The sequence below is a fragment of the Roseobacter cerasinus genome (genome assembly GCF_009811755.1).
GTDB classification, from domain to species: Bacteria; Pseudomonadota; Alphaproteobacteria; order Rhodobacterales; family Rhodobacteraceae; genus Roseobacter; species Roseobacter cerasinus.
This window is the reverse complement of sequence record NZ_BLIV01000003.1, coordinates 624334-644739: the sequence shown is the minus strand read 5'-3', so window position 1 is coordinate 644739 and position 20406 is coordinate 624334. Positions and strand designations below refer to the sequence as shown.

Annotated in this window: 19 protein-coding genes and 1 riboswitch; of the genes, 10 read left to right on the top strand and 9 right to left on the bottom strand. The window is 60.2% G+C overall.

Annotated elements, in window-relative coordinates; genetic code table 11:
• The first annotated feature begins 25 nt into the window (after window positions 1–25).
• Complete coding sequence (locus So717_RS10620; protein ID WP_159976955.1) at window positions 26–925, top strand: fructose bisphosphate aldolase; 900 nt, start codon at window positions 26–28, stop codon at window positions 923–925.
• Window positions 926–1000: 75 nt separating this feature from the next.
• On the opposite strand, the gene So717_RS10615 is transcribed toward So717_RS10620, so the two are convergent.
• From So717_RS10615 to fumC, 3 genes are read right to left on the bottom strand one after another with little or no spacing between them, the layout of a single operon-like run.
• Window positions 1001–1249, bottom strand: coding sequence for a ribbon-helix-helix domain-containing protein (locus So717_RS10615; RefSeq protein WP_159976953.1), 249 nt, complete (start codon window positions 1247–1249; stop codon window positions 1001–1003).
• Window positions 1246–1422, bottom strand: a complete 177-nt coding sequence (locus tag So717_RS10610) for a DUF4169 family protein (protein WP_159976951.1) — start codon at window positions 1420–1422, stop codon at window positions 1246–1248. The genes So717_RS10615 and So717_RS10610 overlap by 4 nt, the downstream gene beginning before the upstream one ends.
• A 3-nt stretch (window positions 1423–1425) precedes the next feature.
• Window positions 1426–2817, bottom strand: coding sequence for a class II fumarate hydratase (gene fumC / locus So717_RS10605; protein ID WP_159976949.1), 1392 nt, complete (start codon window positions 2815–2817; stop codon window positions 1426–1428).
• A 213-nt stretch (window positions 2818–3030) separates the two neighbouring features.
• Between fumC and So717_RS10600 the strand changes: the two genes are divergently transcribed.
• Window positions 3031–3585: a hypothetical protein gene (locus So717_RS10600; RefSeq protein WP_238840812.1), complete on the top strand. Its 555-nt coding sequence runs from the start codon at window positions 3031–3033 to the stop codon at window positions 3583–3585.
• A 5-nt stretch (window positions 3586–3590) separates the two neighbouring features.
• Here So717_RS10600 and So717_RS10595 read toward each other — a convergent pair whose 3' ends face one another.
• Both So717_RS10595 and chrA read right to left on the bottom strand, forming a co-directional pair.
• The gene (locus So717_RS10595; RefSeq protein ID WP_159976947.1) at window positions 3591–4094 is read right to left on the bottom strand and encodes an SspB family protein; all 504 of its coding nucleotides are present in this window, start codon (window positions 4092–4094) and stop codon (window positions 3591–3593) included.
• 91 nt (window positions 4095–4185) lie between these two features.
• Entirely contained in the window at window positions 4186–5436 is a 1251-nt protein-coding gene (chrA, locus tag So717_RS10590) for a chromate efflux transporter (RefSeq protein WP_159976945.1), read from the bottom strand.
• 852 nt (window positions 5437–6288) lie between these two features.
• On the opposite strand from chrA, the gene So717_RS10585 reads away from it, so the two are divergent.
• From So717_RS10585 to So717_RS10555, 7 genes are all read left to right on the top strand, one after another.
• Window positions 6289–8700, top strand: coding sequence for a methyl-accepting chemotaxis protein (locus tag So717_RS10585; protein WP_159976943.1), 2412 nt, complete (start codon window positions 6289–6291; stop codon window positions 8698–8700).
• Between the two features lie 317 nt (window positions 8701–9017).
• Window positions 9018–9596 (top strand): hypothetical protein, encoded by a 579-nt coding sequence (locus tag So717_RS10580; RefSeq protein ID WP_159976941.1) that lies wholly within the window; start codon window positions 9018–9020, stop codon window positions 9594–9596.
• Window positions 9596–10264 (top strand): ABC transporter ATP-binding protein, encoded by a 669-nt coding sequence (locus So717_RS10575; RefSeq protein ID WP_159976939.1) that lies wholly within the window; start codon window positions 9596–9598, stop codon window positions 10262–10264. The genes So717_RS10580 and So717_RS10575 overlap by 1 nt, the downstream gene beginning before the upstream one ends.
• Window positions 10261–11430 carry an ABC transporter permease gene (locus So717_RS10570; RefSeq protein ID WP_159976937.1) on the top strand — a complete coding sequence of 390 codons (1170 nt, stop codon included), beginning with the start codon at window positions 10261–10263 and terminating at the stop codon, window positions 11428–11430. The genes So717_RS10575 and So717_RS10570 overlap by 4 nt, the downstream gene beginning before the upstream one ends.
• 15 nt (window positions 11431–11445) lie before the next feature.
• A complete protein-coding gene (locus So717_RS10565; RefSeq protein ID WP_159976935.1) occupies window positions 11446–12216 on the top strand; it encodes a DUF4198 domain-containing protein in 771 nt (256 codons plus the stop codon).
• Complete coding sequence (locus tag So717_RS10560) at window positions 12213–12548, top strand: hypothetical protein (RefSeq protein ID WP_159976933.1); 336 nt, start codon at window positions 12213–12215, stop codon at window positions 12546–12548. Before So717_RS10565 ends, So717_RS10560 begins: the two co-directional genes overlap by 4 nt.
• The gene (locus So717_RS10555) at window positions 12536–13456 is read left to right on the top strand and encodes a metal ABC transporter substrate-binding protein (protein WP_159976931.1); all 921 of its coding nucleotides are present in this window, start codon (window positions 12536–12538) and stop codon (window positions 13454–13456) included. Before So717_RS10560 ends, So717_RS10555 begins: the two co-directional genes overlap by 13 nt.
• Before the next feature lie 17 nt (window positions 13457–13473).
• Here the strand turns inward: So717_RS10555 and So717_RS10550 are convergent, their stop codons facing one another.
• Genes So717_RS10550 through So717_RS10535 form a run of 4 tightly spaced genes read right to left on the bottom strand, consistent with a single transcriptional unit; the run spans window position 13474 to window position 16658 of the window.
• On the bottom strand, window positions 13474–14529 hold the full coding sequence (locus So717_RS10550; protein ID WP_159976929.1) for a FecCD family ABC transporter permease: 1056 nt from the start codon (window positions 14527–14529) through the stop codon (window positions 13474–13476).
• Between the two features lie 4 nt (window positions 14530–14533).
• Window positions 14534–15469: an ABC transporter substrate-binding protein gene (locus So717_RS10545; RefSeq protein WP_159976927.1), complete on the bottom strand. Its 936-nt coding sequence runs from the start codon at window positions 15467–15469 to the stop codon at window positions 14534–14536.
• The gene (locus tag So717_RS10540) at window positions 15466–16266 is read right to left on the bottom strand and encodes an ABC transporter ATP-binding protein (protein ID WP_159976925.1); all 801 of its coding nucleotides are present in this window, start codon (window positions 16264–16266) and stop codon (window positions 15466–15468) included. Before So717_RS10540 ends, So717_RS10545 begins: the two co-directional genes overlap by 4 nt.
• Window positions 16263–16658, bottom strand: a complete 396-nt coding sequence (locus tag So717_RS10535) for a DUF1636 family protein (RefSeq protein WP_159976923.1) — start codon at window positions 16656–16658, stop codon at window positions 16263–16265. The genes So717_RS10540 and So717_RS10535 overlap by 4 nt, the downstream gene beginning before the upstream one ends.
• 122 nt (window positions 16659–16780) lie before the next feature.
• Window positions 16781–16996, bottom strand: a riboswitch (cobalamin riboswitch).
• A 577-nt stretch (window positions 16997–17573) separates the two neighbouring features.
• Between So717_RS10535 and So717_RS10530 the strand changes: the two genes are divergently transcribed.
• Entirely contained in the window at window positions 17574–20357 is a 2784-nt protein-coding gene (locus tag So717_RS10530) for an SdrD B-like domain-containing protein (RefSeq protein WP_159976921.1), read from the top strand.
• Window positions 20358–20406: the final 49 nt, after the last annotated feature.

Sequence of the window (20406 nt, the reverse complement as noted above, 5' to 3'; positions counted from 1 at the left end):
GCGGAATCAGAAGGATATTTCGATCATGTCAGACCACAGCGTGATGCGCGAACAAATGAACTCCGGTGCAGGCTTCATTGCCGCGCTTGATCAGTCGGGCGGCTCGACCCCCAAGGCGCTTGCGCTCTATGGTGTTGAGCCTGAGGATTATTCCGGGGATGAGGAGATGTTCCGCGCCATGCATGACATGCGCGCCCGGATCATCCTGGCGGATGACTTCACCAAGGAGAAAGTCATCGGTGCCATCCTGTTTGAGCGGACCATGCATGATGCGATCAACGATACGCCCGTGGCCGAGCTGCTCTGGTCGGAGCGTGGCGTGGTGCCGTTTCTCAAGATCGACAAGGGGTTGGAAGAGCAGGCAGATGGCGTGCAGTTGCTCAAGCCCATGCCGGGGTTGGAAGAGACGCTGAGGGTGGCAAAGTCCAAGGGGATTTTCGGCACCAAGGAGCGCTCGGTCATTCATGAGGCAAATGCGGCGGGCATCGCGGCGATTGTGGCGCAGCAGTTCGAGGTGGCGCGCACAGTCATCGCAGCAGGTCTTGTGCCGATCCTGGAGCCGGAGGTGAACATCCATTCTGAGACCAAGGCAGAGGCCGAGGCGGTGTTGGAGGCGGAGATTGCCAAGCACCTCGATACGCTGGAGGAGGACGTGGACGTCATGCTGAAGCTGACGCTGCCGAGCCAGGCGGGGCTCTATGATGGTCTGGCGGCGCATCCGCGGGTGTTGCGGGTTGTGGCACTGTCGGGTGGGTATTCGACGGATGAGGCTTCGGCCAAGCTGGCGCAGAACAAGAGCATGATCGCCAGCTTCAGCCGGGCGCTGACCGAAGGGTTGAATGTGAAGATGTCGGATGAGGCGTTCAACGCAGCCCTTGGTGGCAACATCGACAAGATCTACCGCGCGTCGATCTCACAGGTCTAAGCGCGAGGGGCACGCGTCCTCGCCCCCGTCGAGGGGGCTCGGACGCGGCCCGGCGTATCCGCCGGGCGGGGCCGCTCACATAGGGCGCGGTTGGTCTTGATCAGTGATCTGGGCTTGCAGGTCCCGCAGCACGTAGACGCGGATCGCGGAGGCCAGCCCCATTCTCGCGCCGCGCTCTACATCAATCTCGGCAACCAAGGCGTTGATTGGCTGTGACTTTCGTGCGGCGATCACCCGCAGGGCCTGCCAGAATTCATCTTCCAGTGAAATCGATGTGCGGTGACCCTTCAGGGTCACCGAATGCTTGCTGGGGCGCCCGCTCATCTCTCGCGCTTGTGGCCGTCGAGGTCGCGCGTAGCCTTCTCGGCCTGCGTTTTCTCCGCGTTTTTTTCCGTTTTTGTTCGGCCAAAACGCACCGCATTCTCATCCGCCCGCGCTGTTTTCGCAGCCTTGGCCCTCGCCTTGCGGGCCTTGTTGAGATTGATCGGTGCGCTCATCGCTTACTTTGGGCCAACCATATTTTCGGGGCGGACGACCTCGTTAAATCGCTCTTTGGTCACAAAACCGAGGTTCACGGCCTCTTCAATCAGCGTCGTGCCGTTCTTATGCGCGGTCTTGGCGACCTTTGTCGCGTTGTCGTAGCCGATCTCGGGGGCCAGCGCTGTCACCAGCATAAGCGACTCGCGCATCAGCTTGTCGATACGCTCGGCGTCGGCTTTCAGGCCCACAACGAGATTGTCGGTGAAGGCAGAGGCTGCATCGCCCAAGAGTTGCATCGACTGCAATACGTTGTAGGCCATCATTGGCTTGTAGACGTTCAGCTCGAAGTGGCCTTGTGACCCCGCAAACCCCACGGCGGCGTCGTTGCCAAAGACATGGGCGCAGACCTGGGTCAGCGCTTCGCATTGGGTGGGGTTCACCTTACCCGGCATGATCGAGGAGCCCGGCTCGTTTTCGGGCAGTATGAGTTCGCCCAGGCCACAGCGGGGGCCGGAGCCGAGAAGGCGGATGTCATTGGCGATCTTGAAGAGGCTCGCGGCGACGGTCTTCAGCGCGCCGGAGATTTCGACCATGGCGTCATGGGCCGCCAAGGCTTCAAACTTGTTGGGCGCGGTCACGAAGGGCAGGTCGGTGATCTCAGCCATGTTCTTCGCGACCATCACATCCCAGCCCTTGGGCGTGTTGAGCCCGGTGCCGACGGCGGTGCCGCCCTGCGCCAGCTCATAGATGCGGCCAAGAGCGTCTTTCACCCGCTGAATGCCCATGGCGACCTGATGAGTATAGCCTGAAAATTCCTGGCTGAGGGTCAGCGGCGTGGCGTCCTGCGTATGCGTGCGACCGATCTTGATGATGCCCTCGAATTCCTCGACTTTGGCCTGCAGCGCCCCGTGCAGTTTTTCCAGCCCCGGCAGCAGCACATCGCGCGCCATCATCGCGGTGGCGATATGCATGGCCGTGGGGAAGGTGTCGTTTGAGGATTGCCCCATGTTGCAGTGATCGTTGGGGTGCACCGGGTCTTTGGAGCCGATCTCACCGCCCATGATCTCGATGGCGCGGTTGGCGATCACCTCATTGGCGTTCATGTTCGACTGGGTGCCTGAGCCGGTCTGCCAGACAACCAGAGGGAAGTTGTCGTCAAACTTGCCAGCAACCACTTCGGAGGCGGCCTGTACGATGGCCTTGCCCCGCTCCGCATCGAGCTTGCCCAGCTCCAGATTGGCCTGCGCGCAGGCCTGCTTGATCACGCCGAGGGCACGCACGACGGCGACGGGCTGTTTCTCCCAGCCAATGGGGAAGTTCATGATCGACCGTTGCGTCTGTGCGCCCCAATACTTGTCCGAAGGCACCTCCAGGGGGCCAAAGCTGTCGGTTTCCGTGCGGGTCTGCGCCATGATATCTTCCCTCGACTATGGTGGGTGCGGTGTACCCTTGCTGACAGCGCGGTGCAACTGGAGGATGGGTGCGTCAGGACAAGCGGGTGTGAAGGGCACAATGGGGATTGCGGGCAAAGGCCGTTGAACGGCGGCCTGCGGGTATTATCTCCTTTATTGGACAATTGCGCTTTGGCGCAGGCCCAGCAGCGCGCAGACAAAAGGACAGCCCTCATGATATCCCGACGTCAAACCACGTGGATCACCTGGATGTTGGGTGCCGTTATGCTGTGCGGCGCCATGGCGGTTGGCGCTGCACAGGCGGACATCGCGCGGTTTGCCGGTCAGTATGAAGGCAGCGCCGAAGTCATCTCGCCCGATGGGAGCGCGCAGAAGCGCGATATGAGCGTTGAGATTTCTGAGACCGAACAGGGGTTTTCGGTGTATTGGACCACCACGACCTACCGGCCTGATGGCTCCAGCAAGCAGAAAACCTACAAGGTGGAGTTCGTGCCGTCTGATCGCGGTGACGTCTACGCCTCGGCGATGAAGCGCAATGTTTTTGGCCACGACGTGCAACTCGACCCGATGAAGGGGGAACCTTACGTCTGGAGCCGCATTGATGACGAGACGCTCAGCGTCTATTCGCTCTTTGTTGCCGAAGACGGCGGATATGAAATCCAGCAGTTCAACCGCACATTGGCTGAGGGCGGGTTGGAGCTGGACTATAAAAGCGTCCGCAATGGAGAGGTCCAGCGGACCGTCTCGACCTTTCTAGAGCAGAAGTGATCGGGCTATTTGCGAAAGCTGTCGAGCGAGACGATTTCGGCGTCTTTTGCTGTCTGCGCCGTGGCCTTCGCCGGGTCTGTCTTGGCGGGCGCAGTCTTTTCAGCTGTTTGTGAGGCGGCGGGTTTCAGCTCCGGCACGCCTGCATCCTCCTCTTCCTCCTGGGTTTCAAACCGCAGCCCGAATTCAACCGATGGGTCCACGAAGGTCTTGATCGCGTCGTAGGGAATGTACAGCGGCTCCGGCGCGTCACCGAAATTCAGGGTCACGGAGAACCCGTCCTGGCCGACATCAAGATTGTCATACCAATGCTGCATGACAACGGTCATCTCGCCGGGGTAGCGATCCGACAGCCAATCGGCCAGTTCCGCGTCGGGGTGGCTGGTGTCGAACGTGATGAAGAAGTGATGTGCGCCCGGCAATCCGCTCTCGGCCACATCGTCCAGCACTTTGCGAATAAGCCCCCGCATGGCCTCGTGCATCAGGTTGCCATAATCAATGCTGCGGCTCATCGCGGTCCTCTGCCCAGATCGGGAATATGTCGGAAAGCATAGCCGATTCCCGCGCAGAGGAAAGAGGGCGCGTGGTGAAATCGCGCGGCAGTCAGACCGCAGCGAGCGCAAGCCCGGCAGCAGCCATGACGGCCAGTGTCTCGACGATGCCGCGTTTCAGGCCGAGCAGCAGGCCTGCGGCGAGCAGGGTCAGGCCAAGCGCGGATGTGTCGAGGGAGGCCAGGTCCGGCACCGGGACGGCGGGCCACGCTGCGGTTGTGATGTCTTTGAAGAGCACATGCAGCGCGAACCAGATCGCAAGGTTGAGAATAACGCCAACGACAGCCGCTGTGATCGCACGGAGGGCTGCCGCAAGGCGGGGCTTCGCTGCGATGAGATCGAGGTAGGGTCCCGCCAGGAAGATCCACAGAAAGCAGGGCACGAAGGTGACCCAGAGCGTCAAAGCGCCAGCCGCCAGCGCCAGCGTGATCCCGCCTTGCGCAAAGCCTGCGAGCAGGGCGACGAACTCTGTGACCAGTATCAGCGGCCCGGGTGTGGTCTCCGCCAGCCCAAGTGCGTCGATCATCTGATTGGTGCTGATCCAGCCATAGTCCTGCACGACCGTCTGCGTCATATAAGCCAACACGGCATAAGCGCCGCCGAAGGTGACAACCGCCAGCTTGGAGAAAAACAGGCCAATCTGCGTCAGGAACGTGTGATCCAAAAGCCAGACGGCGGAAACGGGCGCCAGCCAAAGCCCGCCCCATAATGCAAGGGTTCGGAGAGGTGAGGGCGCGGCGGGCGGGGGCGGGGCGGCGCATGCCGCCCCGCCCCCGCCCGCCGCCACGGCGCCACAGGCAGCCGCCAGGACCACAACAAGCGGAAAAGGCAGGCCTAGAACGAAGAGGGCCAAGAAGGCAGCGCCCGCAAGCACGTATGCGCTGTGGGTGGTGAGTGCTTTGCGCGCCATATTGATCAGAGCTTGCAAGACGATGATGATGACTGCCGCTTTGATTCCGGTGAATGCGGCCTGGACCAGGGGCACCGCGCCGTAAAGCGCATACCCCAGAGCCAAGGCCAGGATCACAACGGCGCCCGGCAACACAAAGAGACAACCGGCAATCAACCCGCCCGCAACCCCGCGCAGGCGCCAGCCCGCATAGGTCGCAAGCTGCATGGCTTCAGGACCGGGCAGGAGCATGCAGAGGGACAGCGCTTGCAGAAACCGCTCGTCACTGATCCAGCTGCGTTGCGCAACCAATTCGCGATGCATCAACGCGATTTGCGCGGCCGGACCACCAAAGGAGAGCAGCCCAATGCGGGCAAACACGCGGACAAGATCTGCGGGGCTGGGCTGGTTCATCTGTTGACCGACGCATAGCGGTGTGCGTCATGGGCGGCGGAAGATACCAGTGGCGCTCCGCCTTCGAAATGATGCCCTGCCGGTGTGTGTTGGTGACGGCTCTGCGCCTCGATGCCTGGGTGGCTGTCACAACCTCGCCAATTGCGGCGAAGCCGGGCATCGCCTGGGGCGGTCTGCATGCAACGACAGGCGCGGCTTTCTTTGCGTCTCCGTTTTCCCATAGGTACGGGCGTGGATTGTCCGAGGGGTGGGCTCTCTGCCATCACGCGCATCCATCGCTGCTTTCCTAAATCTGACAGACGTCATGCCGTTTGGGGGCGCCATCGCAGATCGTTCACCCGATGCGGTGCCACAGAACGGAAGGCGCGGTCAACGTCTCATGGCCCGAGACCATTCAGCCACAAAGCCTTAACTCAGGATCCGGTGAATCCCGTTTGGCTCAGTCAGTCACGGATCGAAAGGCTGTGCCAGACACAAGTCTGATCTTCTCTGGCTCGGTGGTGCCCGGACGGGCCCCGCCCACCCCTTCGTTCCCAAAGACCTCGGTCAGACCAGGGTTGACTGCAAGCACATACGACTTGGCAGTCGATTGTTCATGCGGAATGCATCAAAGGAATACGGCTTGTGCAAGACGCCGCACAACAGATGGCAGCAGTTGATCAGCAGTATCATGACCGGCACAGCCTGAGTGATTCGCCCGGCCATCTGGCCTCTTTGCCGCTGCGGAGAACTGACATAATCCGCGCTCCTTTGCAGGAAATTGGCTCTGTAAGCGTTGTCATTTGTGGCCATAAACCTGCCGGTAACACTTGCACTGTTTCTCTAGATGGTGATCCGAAAGAGGAGCGCACGATGTCTATTTTGATGAAGATAAGTCTCGGCATGGGTGCGATCGTCGCTCTCATGATTGCAGTGGGCGGGTTTGCGTCGGTCCAGACCAGCCAGCTGGCGCGCACGTTTCTGGAGTATCGCGGTACAGCGAAGAACAGCCTTGTGGCGGCGGACGTCACCAAGGACCTGTTTGAGGCACGCCTCGCATCGCTCAAGTATCGCGCCACAAAGGACAACACATACATTGATGAAGTGACTGAGAACATTTCCGAAATTGACGCCGTGAGAGACCAGCTTGATGCCTACATCGCAAGCTATCCGGATATGCCAAACGTGGCTGCGATCAGCACTCAGCTGCGATCCTACCAACAGCTTCTGCAAACAGCGTATACGCAGCAGAGTGAGCGCAATACGCTGGTCGCGGAAGTGGCTGATCTGGGGAAAAAGGCACGGCAGCAACTCACGGAAATCATGGAAACGGCGCTGGCCGAGAACGATGCTGAGGCAAGTTCGCGCGCTGGATTGGCGGCGTCCAACCTTTTGCTCGCGCGCCTGTATCTTGAGAGGTTTCTCGTTGACAATCGACCAGAGAATTATGAGCGGTCCACGGCAGAGATAAGGGCTGCGCAGGACGGCCTGCACCGTTTGCTGGACGTTCTTAAAAACCCGCGCCGCCGTGAGCTTGCAAGCTTGACCCTTCGGGATCTGGACAGGTTTGATAACTTGACGAACTCGGTTTCGGAAACGATCACGGCAAGAAATGCAGCATATGCCGAGATGGACGACATTGGACCTGAGGCGGTGCAGAAGATGGGAACGATCGTCGGCGGCATTGTCGCGCGGCAAGACATGCTTGGCCCGGCAGGGCAAGCCCGTGCCGAGCAATCCATCTTTGTTGTTGTGGCGATCCTTGTGGTCGGGACACTCTCGGCCGCTGCGTTGTCATTCTTTACTGCGCGTACGATTTCGAGGGGGGTCACCCGGGTGACGGATGACATGTCCGAGCTCGCTGATGGCAATCTTGATATCGAGATCCCACGCAGCGTCGACCGGCATGAAATAGGCCGGATGACCAATGCGATGGCCGTCTTTCTTGAAAATGCGCGCGAGGCGCGTGCGCTGGATGAACAGGTCAAGCAGAACGACGAGAAGGAGCGCGAACGCGCGCGGCTTGAGCAGCAAAAAGAAATCGAACGCCAACGGGAGAAGGAGGCGGCGCGGCAAAGAGAAATGGATGCCGAACGCGAACGCATGGAGGTTTTTGAGAACTTTCGTCAGCGTATGGATACGGTGCTGGGCGAGGCCGCAGACGGAAACTTCTCGGTGCGATTGGACAGCGAGAGCCAGCCTGATGATCTGCGCGCGCTGGGTGCTGTGATCAACCGCCTGCTGGGCTCTATGGAAACCAATGTTTCCGATCTGGTGGAGAGTCTGGCTCAACTGGCGAAAGGTGATCTCGGCGTCCGCATCGAAGGCGACCGCAAGGGCAGTTTTGAGCGGATGCAATCCGATTTCAACAACGCTTTGCAGCAGCTGTCGGGGACTATGGCTTTGATCATGAACAGCGGTCAGACCGTGTCCGGAAGCTCTGCCGAGCTGGAGCGGACGTCTCTGGATATGGCAAAGCGGGCCGAGGACAATGCAGCATCGGTGGAAGAGACATCTGCGGCGGTCGAACAGATCACCGCGAGCATCAAACAGGTCGTGACCAGCGCGCAAGCCGCCAATGAGGCGACACAGCGCGCGCGCGCTAACGCAGTCGAAGGCCGGCGCGTCGCCGATGAAACCGAGGCGTCAATCTCCGCTTTGACCGATGCGTCATCCAAGATCAGCGTCGTGGTTCAGGTCATTGAAGATATCTCATTTCAGATAAATTTGCTTGCGCTGAATGCCGGTGTCGAAGCGGCGCGCGCGGGTGAAGCGGGTCGCGGGTTTTCGGTTGTGGCGTCAGAGGTCAGATCCCTTGCACAACGCTCACAGGAGGCCGTGCAGGAAATCAGCGAGGTCATCGAAGATAACAACCGCACGGTCGAGGCTGGTGTGAAGCAGGTCGCCAAATCCAGGTCCGCTTTGTCGGAGATCGCCAGTGAGGTGGAGGAAGCGTCCGATCAGATTGCAGACATCACCTCCGCGGTCGAAGAGCAATCGACAGGCATTCAAGAGGTGAGCACAGCGGTCCAGACAATTGACTCTATGGCTCAGAGCAACGCCGCATCCCTGGAAGAGATGACCGCGGCGAGTGTGTCGCTTAGTCAAGAGGCACGTTCCCTTGCCTCGGAACTGGCCAAATTCAAAGGCATCGACGTCTTTGATGCGGGAACTGTCTCTAAGGACAGGGCAGAGGAGCGTATGGCCTCCCACCGGGCAAAGAGGGCCGTTACTGGCGGTGCTCCGGTGCCTGCCGAGATTGATGCGGGTTGGCAAATGGCCTGACGGGCCCGGAGAGCGCCACGTTTCTGTTGTGGGCCTGGGGTGGCTGCGTGTCGGGCCCTTTTCGTATCAGACCCCGGCACCTAGCGACCTAGCCTTCCGTGTGATTGGTCCTCGGAAGAGGCAGCCGAAAACCGGCCGGCACGTTGCAGCAGGGCGGTTGGCGTCGAACATTACATCTGGTCACTCTGATCCCGAGAAAGCCGTCGCCGCATTTCTCCGGCCAGGCGTGCGAGACGCATTCATGCGGTAGACTTGCAGTTCGGGTGCAAGTCGAACAGGGTGCGCTCAGGTCACTCGCCTGATTTGGGGGCATAACCATGGGGCGCATATCCGCAGCGGTTGCTGTCTGTCTCGCCGGTCTCGCCGCGGTCACTGCGCTTGTGCTTGGTCAGATGCGTCCCGACAGCTCGCCGACCGATGCGTTCACGGCTCCGGGCCTGGACCCGCTGACCGTTGAGGCGGCTACAGATCAGTTCTGGCGCCTCGCTCCGGCGTTGTTGCTGGTGGTCTATGACGCCTTCGGCAAGACACAGGAGGGTGCGATCTATGATACCCTGGCCAGCGTGACCCATGGGGACGCGCTGGAGTATCTGTATCTTGAGCGGGTTGGGGCCATGGCAGGCGGCGGTTTGGAAAAGGCGGACCAGACAATCCACGAAATCAAGCTGCTGAACACCAGCGTTACCCGCGCCGGGCCCTCTTTGAAGGTCGATGCGTCCTGGCAGGTCATCGGAACCGTTGGCCACGCTGAGCATCTGCACGTGAGGGGCAACAGCTATAGTGCCGAGTTGATTGTCTCCCCTGTCGAGGGCGCCTGGCGGATCACCGATTTCGACCTTCTTGACGTCAATCGCGATACCGCAGGCGAGACCTTTCCCGCTCCGAAAACAAACTGATGATCCAGATCGAGAACCTCACCTTTGAATATGGCGCGGGCGGGTTCCGTTTGCGGATCCCTGAATTTGCGCTTGGCTACCGTGACCGGGTTGCCATCGTCGGGCCCAGTGGCAGCGGCAAGACCACGCTTCTGAATCTGATCGCCGGTCTCCTCACCGCCGACACCGGGCGGATTGCGGTTGCGGGCACCGAAGTCTCCGCTCTGTCGGATGCGGCCCGCCGCCGGTTCCGCGCAGCACAGATCGGCTTTGTGTTTCAGGATTTCGCGCTGTTGGACTATCTGTCCGCGCGGCAGAACATCCTCTATCCTTACCGGATCACCCCGGCGCTGACCCTCGACGACGCTGCACGTGACAGGACCGAGACACTGGCCGCCGCCTGCGGGATCGCCGACAAGCTTGAGCGGCACCCATCAGCGCTCAGCCAGGGAGAACAGCAGCGGGTTGCAATCTGCCGCGCGTTGGTGACGCAACCCAAGCTCATCCTGTCGGACGAGGCCACCGGCAATCTCGACCCCGAGAGCAAAGCGCGCATCTTGGATCTGCTCTTTGCACAGGCGTCCGAAGTCGGCGCTGCCGTGCTGGCCGTGACCCACGACCACGAGCTTTTGCCGCGTTTCGAGCGCGTGCTCGACTTTGCTCAGTTTCGCGAAGGCACGGCGACATGAATGCGCTCTACCTGGCTTTTGCCTACCTGAGGTATCACTGGGCGCGCAGCCTGGTTCTGATCCTGGTGGCCGGGCTGATCATCTTCGTTCCGGTCGCCACCCGGATCCTGCTGTCGACAAGCGAACGCGCGCTTGTCGCCCGGGGGCAGGCCACACCGCTTTTGCTGGGAAGCCGGGGGTCGCGGCTCGATCTGACGATGGCGGCGCTGTATTTCTCGGACGAACGGCCTGACCCTGTGCCGATGCGAGAGGTGGAGGCTGTTTGGGACAGTGGGCTTGCCATCCCGATCCCTGTGCATACAGCGTTTTCGTCAGGCGGGTTTCGCATCGTGGGAACGACGCTGGACTACTTCGACTTTCGCGATCTGACTTTGCGCGACGGGCGTGGCCTGTCTGTTCTTGGAGATGCCGTGATCGGCGCTGACGTGGCCGAAGCGCTTGGCAAAACCGTGGGGGATACGCTGGTCTCGGCTCCCGAAAACCTGTTTGACCTTGACGGTGTGTATCCCTTGGAAATGCCTATCGTCGGGGTTCTGGCGCCCACCAATTCGCCCGATGACAGGGCTATATTTGTCGACATAAAGACGGCCTGGGTCATTCAAGGCATCGGCCACGGGCACGAAGACGTTGTGACCGCCAGTGACATTGCATCCGGCTCGGCTGCGCTCGCCAATGCGGCTGTGGTGCAGTATCAGCGCATCACGCCGGACAACATCGAGAGTTTCCATTTCCACGGCAGTCAGGACGATTATCCCGCCTCTGCCGTCATCGTGGTGCCAAATGACACGCGGTCCGCCACGATCCTGAAAGGGCGCTATCTCGACAGCGCGGCACCCGCCCAGCTGATCGAACCCGCGGCGGTCATTCAGGGCCTTGTTGACCGGATCTTTCGAATAAAATCGCTGCTGGATGTTGTCACGGCCATCATCGCGGTTGCGGCCTGCGCGGCCGTCGGGCTGGCGCTTTTCCTCAGCTACCGCCTGCGCGCGCGAGAGATCTCCACTGCGGTCAAACTCGGCGCACGCCGGGGCATGGTGCTGCGCCTCTTGGCGGCAGAAACCGTTACGCTATTGTTGATATCGGGAGGTATCGCCGCATCGGGCGCGCTGGTTGTGTCCCGAAATGCCGGGGCCTGGGTGGGCTGGTTGCTTGCTTTGGGCGCTTAATCATCAGGAGGTTCCATGACACGCTATTTCCTTGCCGCATCTTGTGCCGCTCTCATCGCGGCCGCGCCTGCACTCGCGCACTACGGGATGATCATTCCCGATGATCCCATGATCAGTCAGGAAGACGGGCGCAGCGTCGCTTTGACCATGTCGTTTTCGCACCCGTTCGAGCTGGATGGGATGGTGCTGGACCGGCCCGTCGCCTTTTCCGTCACCCATGAGGGCCGCACCACTGACCTGTTGGGGGGGTTGCAGGACGCGACGGTGATGCAGGACAAGGGCTATACACTGGACTATCCGCTGGAGCGGCCCGGCACCTATGTCTTCGCGATGGAACCACAGCCCTATTGGGAGCCTGCGGAAGATGCTTTCATCATTCACTACACCAAGACTTACGTGACCGCCTATGGCGATGATGAGGGCTGGGATACCGAGCTGGGCCTGAAGACCGAGATTGTGCCGCTGTCCAAGCCCTTTGGCCTTTGGGAGCACAATGTCTTTCAGGGGATCGTCAAGCTGGACGGTGCGCCGGTACCTTACGCAGAAGTGGAAGTGGAGTTCTTCAATGACGGGGCCGGCGCCACGGTGCCGGATGAGTTGATGATCACCCAGACGGTCAAGGCGGATGCAAATGGCGTCTTCACCTATGCGCCGCCATCGCACGGCTGGTGGGGCTTTGCTGCGCTCAACACCGCCGATTATACGCTGCCGCAAGAGGGCGCAGACAAGGCGGTTGAGCTGGGCGCGGTGATCTGGGTGCACTTCGAAGACTGGACGGGTCAATGATCCGGGCGCTTGCTGTCCTTGCTCTGGCCGTCGTCGCCCCGACGGGTGTGGCGGCGCATCAGCTGGTTGTCTTTGCGTCGGTTGATTGTGAGGCGGTGACCGTCGAGGTCAAATTCTCCAATGGCAGGATTGCGCAAAAGGGTGATGTACGTGTTTTGGATGGCGAGAATTCCCTACTGATGACGCTGCCTTTGGGCCGTGACGGCACCGCCCGCGTGCCGCTGGACCGCGTCGATCATTCCGGCGGGCTGGTGATCGAGGTAGGCACGGGCAGTCACGACAATTATTGGATTGTGACGCCTGAGGACATCGCACAGAAATGCGGAAGCTGACGGTGTCGCCTATCCTCAAGTCACTGGTGGCTGTGGCGATTTTCCTGTGCAGCATCGGGCCCGTCGCGGCACAGGAGAAGCCCCGTGTCGTTGCGGTGAACTATCCGCTCCAATACTTTGCTGACCGCCTTCTGGGCGACAGTGCCGACGTCATCTTCCCAGTTCCGGCGGATGTCGACCCGTCTTACTGGCGCCCGAGCATTGCGGATATCAGCATGATCCAGTCTGCGGATCTGATCTTGCTGAACGGGGCAGGGTTTGCGACCTGGGTTGACCGCGTGTCACTGCCGCGCACGCGGCTGGTGAATACGTCGATGGCTCTCAAAGACCGGTTCATCGTGACCGAAAGCATCACGCACAGCCATGGCGACGGCGGGGAGCATGCGCATGAGGGGCTTGCCTCATATCTATGGCTCGACCCGATGCTTGCACTGGCTCAGGCCGAGGCCATTGCAACTGCGGTTGTCGCCCGAAACCTGGCCCCGGAAGCGGAGGTCGCCGACAGGCTTGCTGCGCTGAAATCCGACCTGGAACGTCTGGACGCTAAGGCCCGCACCGCGTTGAGCGGCGCGCAGGACGTTGCGATTATCGCCACCCATCCCCGCTATCAGTATTTTGCCCGGCGGTATGCTTTGTCGATCACCACGCTGGAATGGGAGGCCGGTGCGATGCCCACCTTCGCGGAGCTGGCTGAGCTGGAAAGGCGTGCCGGTGAAACCGAGGCACGTATTCTGATTTGGGAAGCCGCGCCACCAGAAGAGGCCCTTGTCGCCGCCCAATCGCTTGGCCTTCACAGCGTGATATTTCCGCCTTTGGCGCAGGAAGAGCCCGATATCGCGTTTGACGCGGCACTGGATCGGGCCATCACGGCCATCTCGAATGCCGTGAGCCAGATCAGCGGCGGTTGATTGCGCCGACACCACCACTAGCCGGCCTTGCGTCGCCCAAGAAGCCAGATGAAGAAGAGGCCGCCCACCAAACCGGTGATGATGCCGATGGGTATGTCTTCGGGGGCCATGACGGTTCGGGCCGCGATATCAGCCCACAACAGGAAGACCGCGCCCATCACCGCTGAACCGGTCAAAACACGCAGGTAGTCGCCGCCCACCAGCAAACGCACGACATGCGGCACCATCAGCCCCACAAATCCAATGATGCCGGAAAAGGCGACCATGACGCCGGTGATCAGTGCCCCAGCCACAAAGACAGACAGGCGAAAGCGCGCGACGGGTATTCCAAGTGTCGATGCCGTCTCGTCCCCCACCGTCATCGCGTTCAACTCGCGAGTATGAAACAGCAGCCAGGTCGCGGAGCATAGAAGCACGATGAACGGGTACATCAGCTGGCTCCATTGCGCCAAGCCAAGACCGCCCAGCATCCAGAAAACCACCACATGGGCTGCGCGCGGGTCACCCAGAAAGATCAGCACATTGGCTCCCGCCATGATGATGAAAGAGACCGCAACGCCTGCCAGAACGAGCCGGTCCGAACTGGTGGCATCGGCAAAGCGCGAGACACCCAGCACAATGGCTGTCGCGCCAAGCGCGCCGAGGAAGGCAAGAAGCGGCACCGTCAGAAGGCCGGTAAACAGCCCCGTATGCAGCAGCGCCAGAATGGCGCCGAAGGCGCCGCCCGAGGAAATCCCCAGCAGATGCGGGTCGGCCAGCGGGTTGCGGGTGACCGCCTGCAGGCTGGCGCCCACCATCGCCAGCCCGGCGCCCACCATCATTGCAAGCAGCGCCCGGGGAAAGCGAATATCCCAGACAATTGCCGCGCGCCCCTTGCTCCAGGTCGGGTCAATCAGCCCGGGCCAGAGCTTGTCGAGAAAGATGCCCCAGACCGTGCCGAGCGGGACCTGCACCGCCCCAACTGAAATGGCCAATGACAATGAGACGAGAAGCAGAACCAGCCCGCCCAGCAGAACGGTCAGAGGGCCGCGAAAATTGCCTGTGCGCAGGCGGGCTGTCCTGCTTCTGTCCATGGTGTCAGTCCGCCCGGAACGCCCGGGCCAACGTCTTAATGGCCTCAATGTTGCGCGGGCCTGGGGTGGCCTCGACGTACTCCAGTGTCACAAAGCGGTCGTTTTTGACCGCATCGAGGTCCGCAAAGGCCGGGGTCGACATCATGAAGGCGCGTTTTTGCTCTGCCGTGACCTCGCCATAGTTGACGATCACGATGACTTCGGGATTGCGTTCGACCACTTCCTCCCAGGTCACGGTGGCCCAGCTTTTGTCAAAGTCATCCATGATATTGACCCCACCCGCAGCTTCGATCAGTGCAGTGGGCATGGCATAGCGACCGGCCGTAAAGGGCGTATCTTCGCCGCTGTCATAGACAAAGACACGTGGGGGCGTGCTGATGGTCAGCCCGTCGCTGAAAGCTGAAAGCTCCGCCCTGTAGCCGTCCACAAGCGCACTGGCCTTCTCCTCGACATCAAAGATGCGGCCCAGAGTCATCAGATCCGCATACATGTCGTCGATGCTGGATTTGTCTTTTTGCATGATATGGGCGCAGCTCTCGGTCAGCTCATAGACCTTGATGCCAAAGGGCTCCAGGGTCTCGGGTGTCACCTCCCCGCCGACCTTCATGCCGTAGTTCCAGCCGGCAAAGAAGAAATCGGCATCCGCGCCAACGAGCACCTCTTTCGAGGGGTATTTGGCCGAAAGCTCGGGCAGCTCTTCAACACCTGCGCGCATCCCTTCATCCAGCGTCTTCCAGCCCGAGACCCCGGTATAGCCCACCATCCGGTCAGCCAGACCCAGCACCAGCATCATCTCTGTCAGGTTCACATCGTTTGAGACGGCACGCTTTGGTGGGGCGTCGAAGGTGACCGTCCGATTGCAGCTTTCAACCGTGGTCTCGGCCAGGGTCAGGCCAGCCGACAGGATAACGGCGGCGGTGGCCAGAAGGGGTGTTTTCATCGAAGGTGTCCTTTGGTTTTAAGGTGGAATGTGAGATGCTCCGCTCCGCTCTGCGACAGCTGTTCGCGCCGCGTGGTCACCCGGAAGGCCTGCGCCACCGCTTCCTCCGACAACACGTGGCGTGGTGGCCCGAAGCCCACGGTATGCCCCTCGCGCAGAAGCAGCAGGTCGTCGCACACGCTCGCGGCCAGGTTCAGATCGTGCAGAGAAGTGACGATCGTCAAGGGCAGGCTGCGGATCAGGTCCAGCACTTCGAGTTGATGGCGGATATCAAGATGGTTGGTCGGCTCATCAAGGATCAGAAGGCGTGGTTGCTGTGCCACCGCGCGGGCGACCATGACCCTCTGACGTTCGCCACCGGAGAGTGTATCGAGATGGCGATGGGCCAGTCCTTGCAGCTCCAGCCGCTCCAATGCGCTGTCGATGATGGCTTGATCCTGCGCGCCCGCCGTCCCGGCAAAGCCACGCCGATGCGGTGTGCGCCCCAGGGTTACGATCTCTGTTACGGTCAGGGCAAAATCGCTTGGTTGCTCCTGCAGAACGGCGGCGACCCGTTGTGCCACGGCGCGTGCTGACAGGGTCCAGATGTCCTCACCATCGATGCGGACCTTGCCGGCTACGGGGCGGTGAAACCGGTAGAGCAGCCGTAGCAACGTGGTCTTTCCGGCCCCGTTCGGCCCGACGATGCCCAGCACGCGCCCCGGATCCAGATCAAAGCTGGTTGGGTGCAGCAGCGGGGTTGATCCGCGCCTGGGCGACCAGGAAAGGTCTTGCACGCAGAGATGTGCGGCGGTCACGACGCCCTGGCCTTGCTGGCTTCGATCGCAACGATCGCGGCGGGCACGCGGGCGAGGGTGGTCTGGCGCAGCTTACCGGGCCGGTCCACAGAGGAACACCACCCGTCTTGCAGATCGGCGTATTGCTCGGCGAAAGCCACAAGATCGTTGATGTCCGTGTTCGGATCGATGTCTCCGAAGAGATAAGTCGCCTTCTGTGTGCCGTGATAGGCCACGGTGCAGGGACGATCACAGCCCGCCATGCAGGCAACGCCGGAGATTTCGAACGTGTCGGAAACTGCCTCCCCGGCCAGGGCGATGGCCTGGCGCAGACGTTCGATCAGTTCATATCCGGGCCGACATGTGGTGCCCTTGTGTCGGCAGGATGTGCAGATCGTTATGCGATGTTCCATAAGGCCCTCCGCCAAACAGGCGGGCGTGGCAGGCAGAACAGGATTTTGGCGGTTGGAACCGCTTTGCCATCATATGCTCCTGACCAGGCACCCCGCCTGCATCGCGTTGAAATGCCGACGACTGATAGGCGCCGGTGATGGCAGGTCTCCTGACTTGTGGGTCGTCGCGTTCCCGAACCTTCCCGGACGTCGCGTCCAGTGGTCCATATCGGGGTTGCTCACCACTTACAGTTGCGGGGGCAGTCACGGATTTGGCGTCGAGTAGTCCAGCCGCACCGTGTTCCCTTTTCATCTCATTCGCCTTGGGGCGGTCGAGAACCATCACCATTATCTAGACTGGATCGGCCGGGAGGCGTCAATGTGGAAAAGACCACGGCCTGTCCATTTCCGCACGTAAGGTTTGATCTCAACCCGCAAACCAATCACGCTTGTGACTCACATCGGGATCACATCTTTGGGGGTTTGAGCCGGTTCTCAGCACGCGGCACCTGAGTCGTCGGGAGATTCGCGCAAAATCTGAGGTTGAGTTGGCGATGCACCAACCACCATGACGAGATTTTTTCAGGAAACCGTGCCTTTTTTAACCGTAATCACAAGTTAATTAAATTTTTGTTACCATTTGAGCGGATTTTAGCTGTAAGGTTGCGACCATAAAACGGAGGCCAATGCGGGGGACGCGGAGAGACCGGTTTGGGGGCGTCGTAGGAGTTTCGGGACGAGTGTCGTGGCAATTGAGCTGCGCGTGTTAGTTTTTGACACAACAGAGGGGCACATAAGCCCTTGTATTCTCTACCGAAAGTCAGGCGTTTAAGGCGGTTTTACCACGTTGAGTGGCGAGCGCGCTTAAGGGAGGTACCATCCTGCCTTTGCTCAAAAGCTCATCCTGCATGACCTGTATCAAGTTGGGACATACGGATGACTTACCAGAACTATAATTTCACCGCGTTTCGCGAAGCTGACCTGCTTAAAAACGGGGACTGGAACATCAATCATGGCGACAAGTTCGTGATGCCGGGCGAGGCCACAGTGAATGTGACTGTCCGCGATAACGACTCACGTCTGAGCGGCGACAACTGGCGTGGCGACAGCCGTGACATTTCGAATGACCAATATGGCCAGAACGCGTTCATTGACGGCGTGGCGACCGGTGGTCATCGCAAGATGTTCATCGAAAAAGCCTGGTATGTGAAAGGATCGGACGGCAAGATCTACACGATGGCTGAGGTCGAAATTGGTGGCCACAATGCCGCCGGTGCTGGCGATGACTACTTCACCTTTGTCGGGGATGTTCCGCCCGCCGGGGTCAGCCTGACCGTTGTGGGGTGCTGCAACGTGACCGGGCACGGCATCAAATACGAGCATTTGGGTGCGACACCGCCCGAGCCGCCAGCCCCCCCGCAGTGGGATCTGGATCCTGACACCTGCACCTACACCGTCGAGGCGGAGAGCCTGGATCTGCACGGCTTTCACGTGGTCGAAGGCGACATGGCGTCCGGTGGCGAGTTGGCCAAGATTTCCGGTCGCGACGGCAAGATTTCCACCGATTTTGGTGGCGAGGACGGTGTTTATAACCTGACCATCTGTGTGCAGGACGAATGCGACGGCAACTCCAAGCTGATGGTCTTTGTGAACGGCGAGTTCCAGCAGACCGTCATCCTCGACAGCGGTGTTGACGGTTGGGGGGGCGACAACGATGGGTTCTCCGAAGTCACGCTGCAGGGTCTTGAGATCGCGGAAGGCGATGACGTCGAGATCCGCGCCTGGCGCGACGGCAATGAATTCGTGCGGATCGACGCGCTCAAGTTCGAGCAGGTCAAGTTCGAGGAATGCGACGCACCCGGTGCCGTCAAGCTGGACTTCGAAGGGTTCGCAGCCGGTGACATCCTGGGTGCTCAGATTGATGGCGTGACCATCTCCGCCATGGGTGGCTCGGGCGATGCGATGATCTTCGACAGCCAGAACCCGACCGGTGGTGACGGTGACCTGGAAACACAGGTGGCGCAGCTGGGCAACGTGCTGATCGTTTCTGAAGATGGTGACCAGAGCGACCCCGATGACGTGGTGGGCGGCAAGCTGACCTTTGAGTTTGACGCCCCGGCATGGGTGTTTGACCTGAAGGTGGTCGATACCGAAGAGGGCGGTACCATCACGTTGACCCTTGTGAATGGCACAACCCAGACCTTCGACATCCCGAACCTTGTCAATGGCGGCGTGGGGCAGGTTGTTATGGATGTGGAAAATGTGGTCCGCATGGATGTGGAACTCGATGGGTCGGGTGCGATTGACGATCTGTGCTTTGTTCCCGGTGAGGCACAACAACCGCCCGGATCGCTGTCTGGTCGCTACTTCTGCGATGATGATCGCGATGGCCTGGACAATGACGGAGCTGGCAACGGTGTGCAGGGCGTTGAGGTCGAATTGCTGGACGCTGCCGGGAATGGCACCGGTATCACGACGACAACCGATTCAGAAGGCAACTATTCCTTTACCGGCCTCCAAGCAGGCACATATGGTGTTAAATTCACCGATACCGTATCTGGCAAGCAACTGACCGCTCGGAACGTGGACGATGATGTCTCCGACGACATCGACAGCGACGCTCGTGATATTGGTGACGGCATGTCTGTCATCAACGACATCGTCGTTGTGGCGGGTGAGAATACGCCCGACAACGACGCCGGCGTGATTGTCCCCAACGTTGACCCGGTCGCCACGGATGATGCGGGTATGGGCTGTGCCGACGAGCAGATCATCGTCGATTTGTCCGACAACTTCTCGGACACAGACAGTGCGTCGGTATCGATCACCATGTTGGGTGGCCTGAACATTGACGATGGCGAGACCATTCTGCTCGACGGTACAGCCAACATTGATGGCGGCGGCACTTTTGACTTTTCCGGCCTGTCGGTGACACGGAATGAAGACGCATTTGTCTTCGACGGTTTGGATGCGTTCTCCTCGCTGGGGTTTGGCGACTCAGCGACAGCCTCCTTCGAGTTCAAGGTCGAAGACAGCGACGGTGCAATTGACACGGCGAACGTTGATGTGACGTTCAAGGGCTATGCCTCGGAAGAGACGATCGGTGCGCTGATCGACGGCACGACCGTCAACTACACGGTGCTGCAAGGGGCAAACCTCGGTGAGTTTGTCGAGGCCTACACGCTGGAAATCACAGCGTCTTCGAACTCGGCTCTGCCGACGGGCTCCTACACGATGGCGTACTGTATGGACGCGATCCAGACGCTGGAAGCTTTCGTGCCGAGCACCGGGAACGTCTTGCTCGCCACCGAGGCAAATGCTGCCGCCGTGGGCAGCGCGGGCCTGAATGCCGACAACATCGACTCGGTCAACTGGTTGCTGAACAACGATCAGACTCAAGTCGACAATGGCGATGGCAACGGCAAGACCTACACTGACTTCGAGGTGCAGGAAGCCATCTGGACTCTGATGAACGGCGACACCTTCGTGATCAACGAGTTCCCGTTCCAGGAGGTCACGGACAACAACAACGGTGTTCGCGATGGTCTGGAAATCGGTACGGTCGAGAACATCAATGAAATCGTCCAGATTGCCTTGGCACAAGGGGATGGCTTCGTCGCTCAGGATGGCGACATCTTCGGCCTGATCATCGATCCGACATCGCCCGACGGCCAAGATCAGCCGTTCATCTTCGGCGTCGAGTACGAATGCATCTGCTGATCGCAGGTTAAAACAGGAGGGCAGGCCCAAAACTTGGCCTGGTCTCAAA

What these genes read in the sequence shown, in the direction of transcription:
- So717_RS10595 (WP_159976947.1), bottom strand. Translation starts at nt 4,094, where the DNA reads ATGAGCCGCAGCATTGATTATGGCAACCTGATGCACGAGGCCATGCGG.
- So717_RS10610 (WP_159976951.1), bottom strand. Translation starts at nt 1,422, where the DNA reads ATGAGCGCACCGATCAATCTCAACAAGGCCCGCAAGGCGAGGGCCAAG.
- fumC (WP_159976949.1), bottom strand. Translation starts at nt 2,817, where the DNA reads ATGGCGCAGACCCGCACGGAAACCGACAGCTTTGGCCCCCTGGAGGTG.
- So717_RS10600 (WP_238840812.1), top strand. Translation starts at nt 3,031, where the DNA reads ATGATATCCCGACGTCAAACCACGTGGATCACCTGGATGTTGGGTGCC.
- So717_RS10570 (WP_159976937.1), top strand. Translation starts at nt 10,261, where the DNA reads ATGAATGCGCTCTACCTGGCTTTTGCCTACCTGAGGTATCACTGGGCG.
- chrA (WP_159976945.1), bottom strand. Translation starts at nt 5,436, where the DNA reads ATGAACCAGCCCAGCCCCGCAGATCTTGTCCGCGTGTTTGCCCGCATT.
- So717_RS10585 (WP_159976943.1), top strand. Translation starts at nt 6,289, where the DNA reads ATGTCTATTTTGATGAAGATAAGTCTCGGCATGGGTGCGATCGTCGCT.
- So717_RS10545 (WP_159976927.1), bottom strand. Translation starts at nt 15,469, where the DNA reads ATGAAAACACCCCTTCTGGCCACCGCCGCCGTTATCCTGTCGGCTGGC.
- So717_RS10530 (WP_159976921.1), top strand. Translation starts at nt 17,574, where the DNA reads ATGACTTACCAGAACTATAATTTCACCGCGTTTCGCGAAGCTGACCTG.
- So717_RS10550 (WP_159976929.1), bottom strand. Translation starts at nt 14,529, where the DNA reads ATGGACAGAAGCAGGACAGCCCGCCTGCGCACAGGCAATTTTCGCGGC.
- So717_RS10535 (WP_159976923.1), bottom strand. Translation starts at nt 16,658, where the DNA reads ATGGAACATCGCATAACGATCTGCACATCCTGCCGACACAAGGGCACC.
- So717_RS10565 (WP_159976935.1), top strand. Translation starts at nt 11,446, where the DNA reads ATGACACGCTATTTCCTTGCCGCATCTTGTGCCGCTCTCATCGCGGCC.
- So717_RS10620 (WP_159976955.1), top strand. Translation starts at nt 26, where the DNA reads ATGTCAGACCACAGCGTGATGCGCGAACAAATGAACTCCGGTGCAGGC.
- So717_RS10580 (WP_159976941.1), top strand. Translation starts at nt 9,018, where the DNA reads ATGGGGCGCATATCCGCAGCGGTTGCTGTCTGTCTCGCCGGTCTCGCC.
- So717_RS10615 (WP_159976953.1), bottom strand. Translation starts at nt 1,249, where the DNA reads ATGAGCGGGCGCCCCAGCAAGCATTCGGTGACCCTGAAGGGTCACCGC.
- So717_RS10575 (WP_159976939.1), top strand. Translation starts at nt 9,596, where the DNA reads ATGATCCAGATCGAGAACCTCACCTTTGAATATGGCGCGGGCGGGTTC.
- So717_RS10560 (WP_159976933.1), top strand. Translation starts at nt 12,213, where the DNA reads ATGATCCGGGCGCTTGCTGTCCTTGCTCTGGCCGTCGTCGCCCCGACG.
- So717_RS10555 (WP_159976931.1), top strand. Translation starts at nt 12,536, where the DNA reads ATGCGGAAGCTGACGGTGTCGCCTATCCTCAAGTCACTGGTGGCTGTG.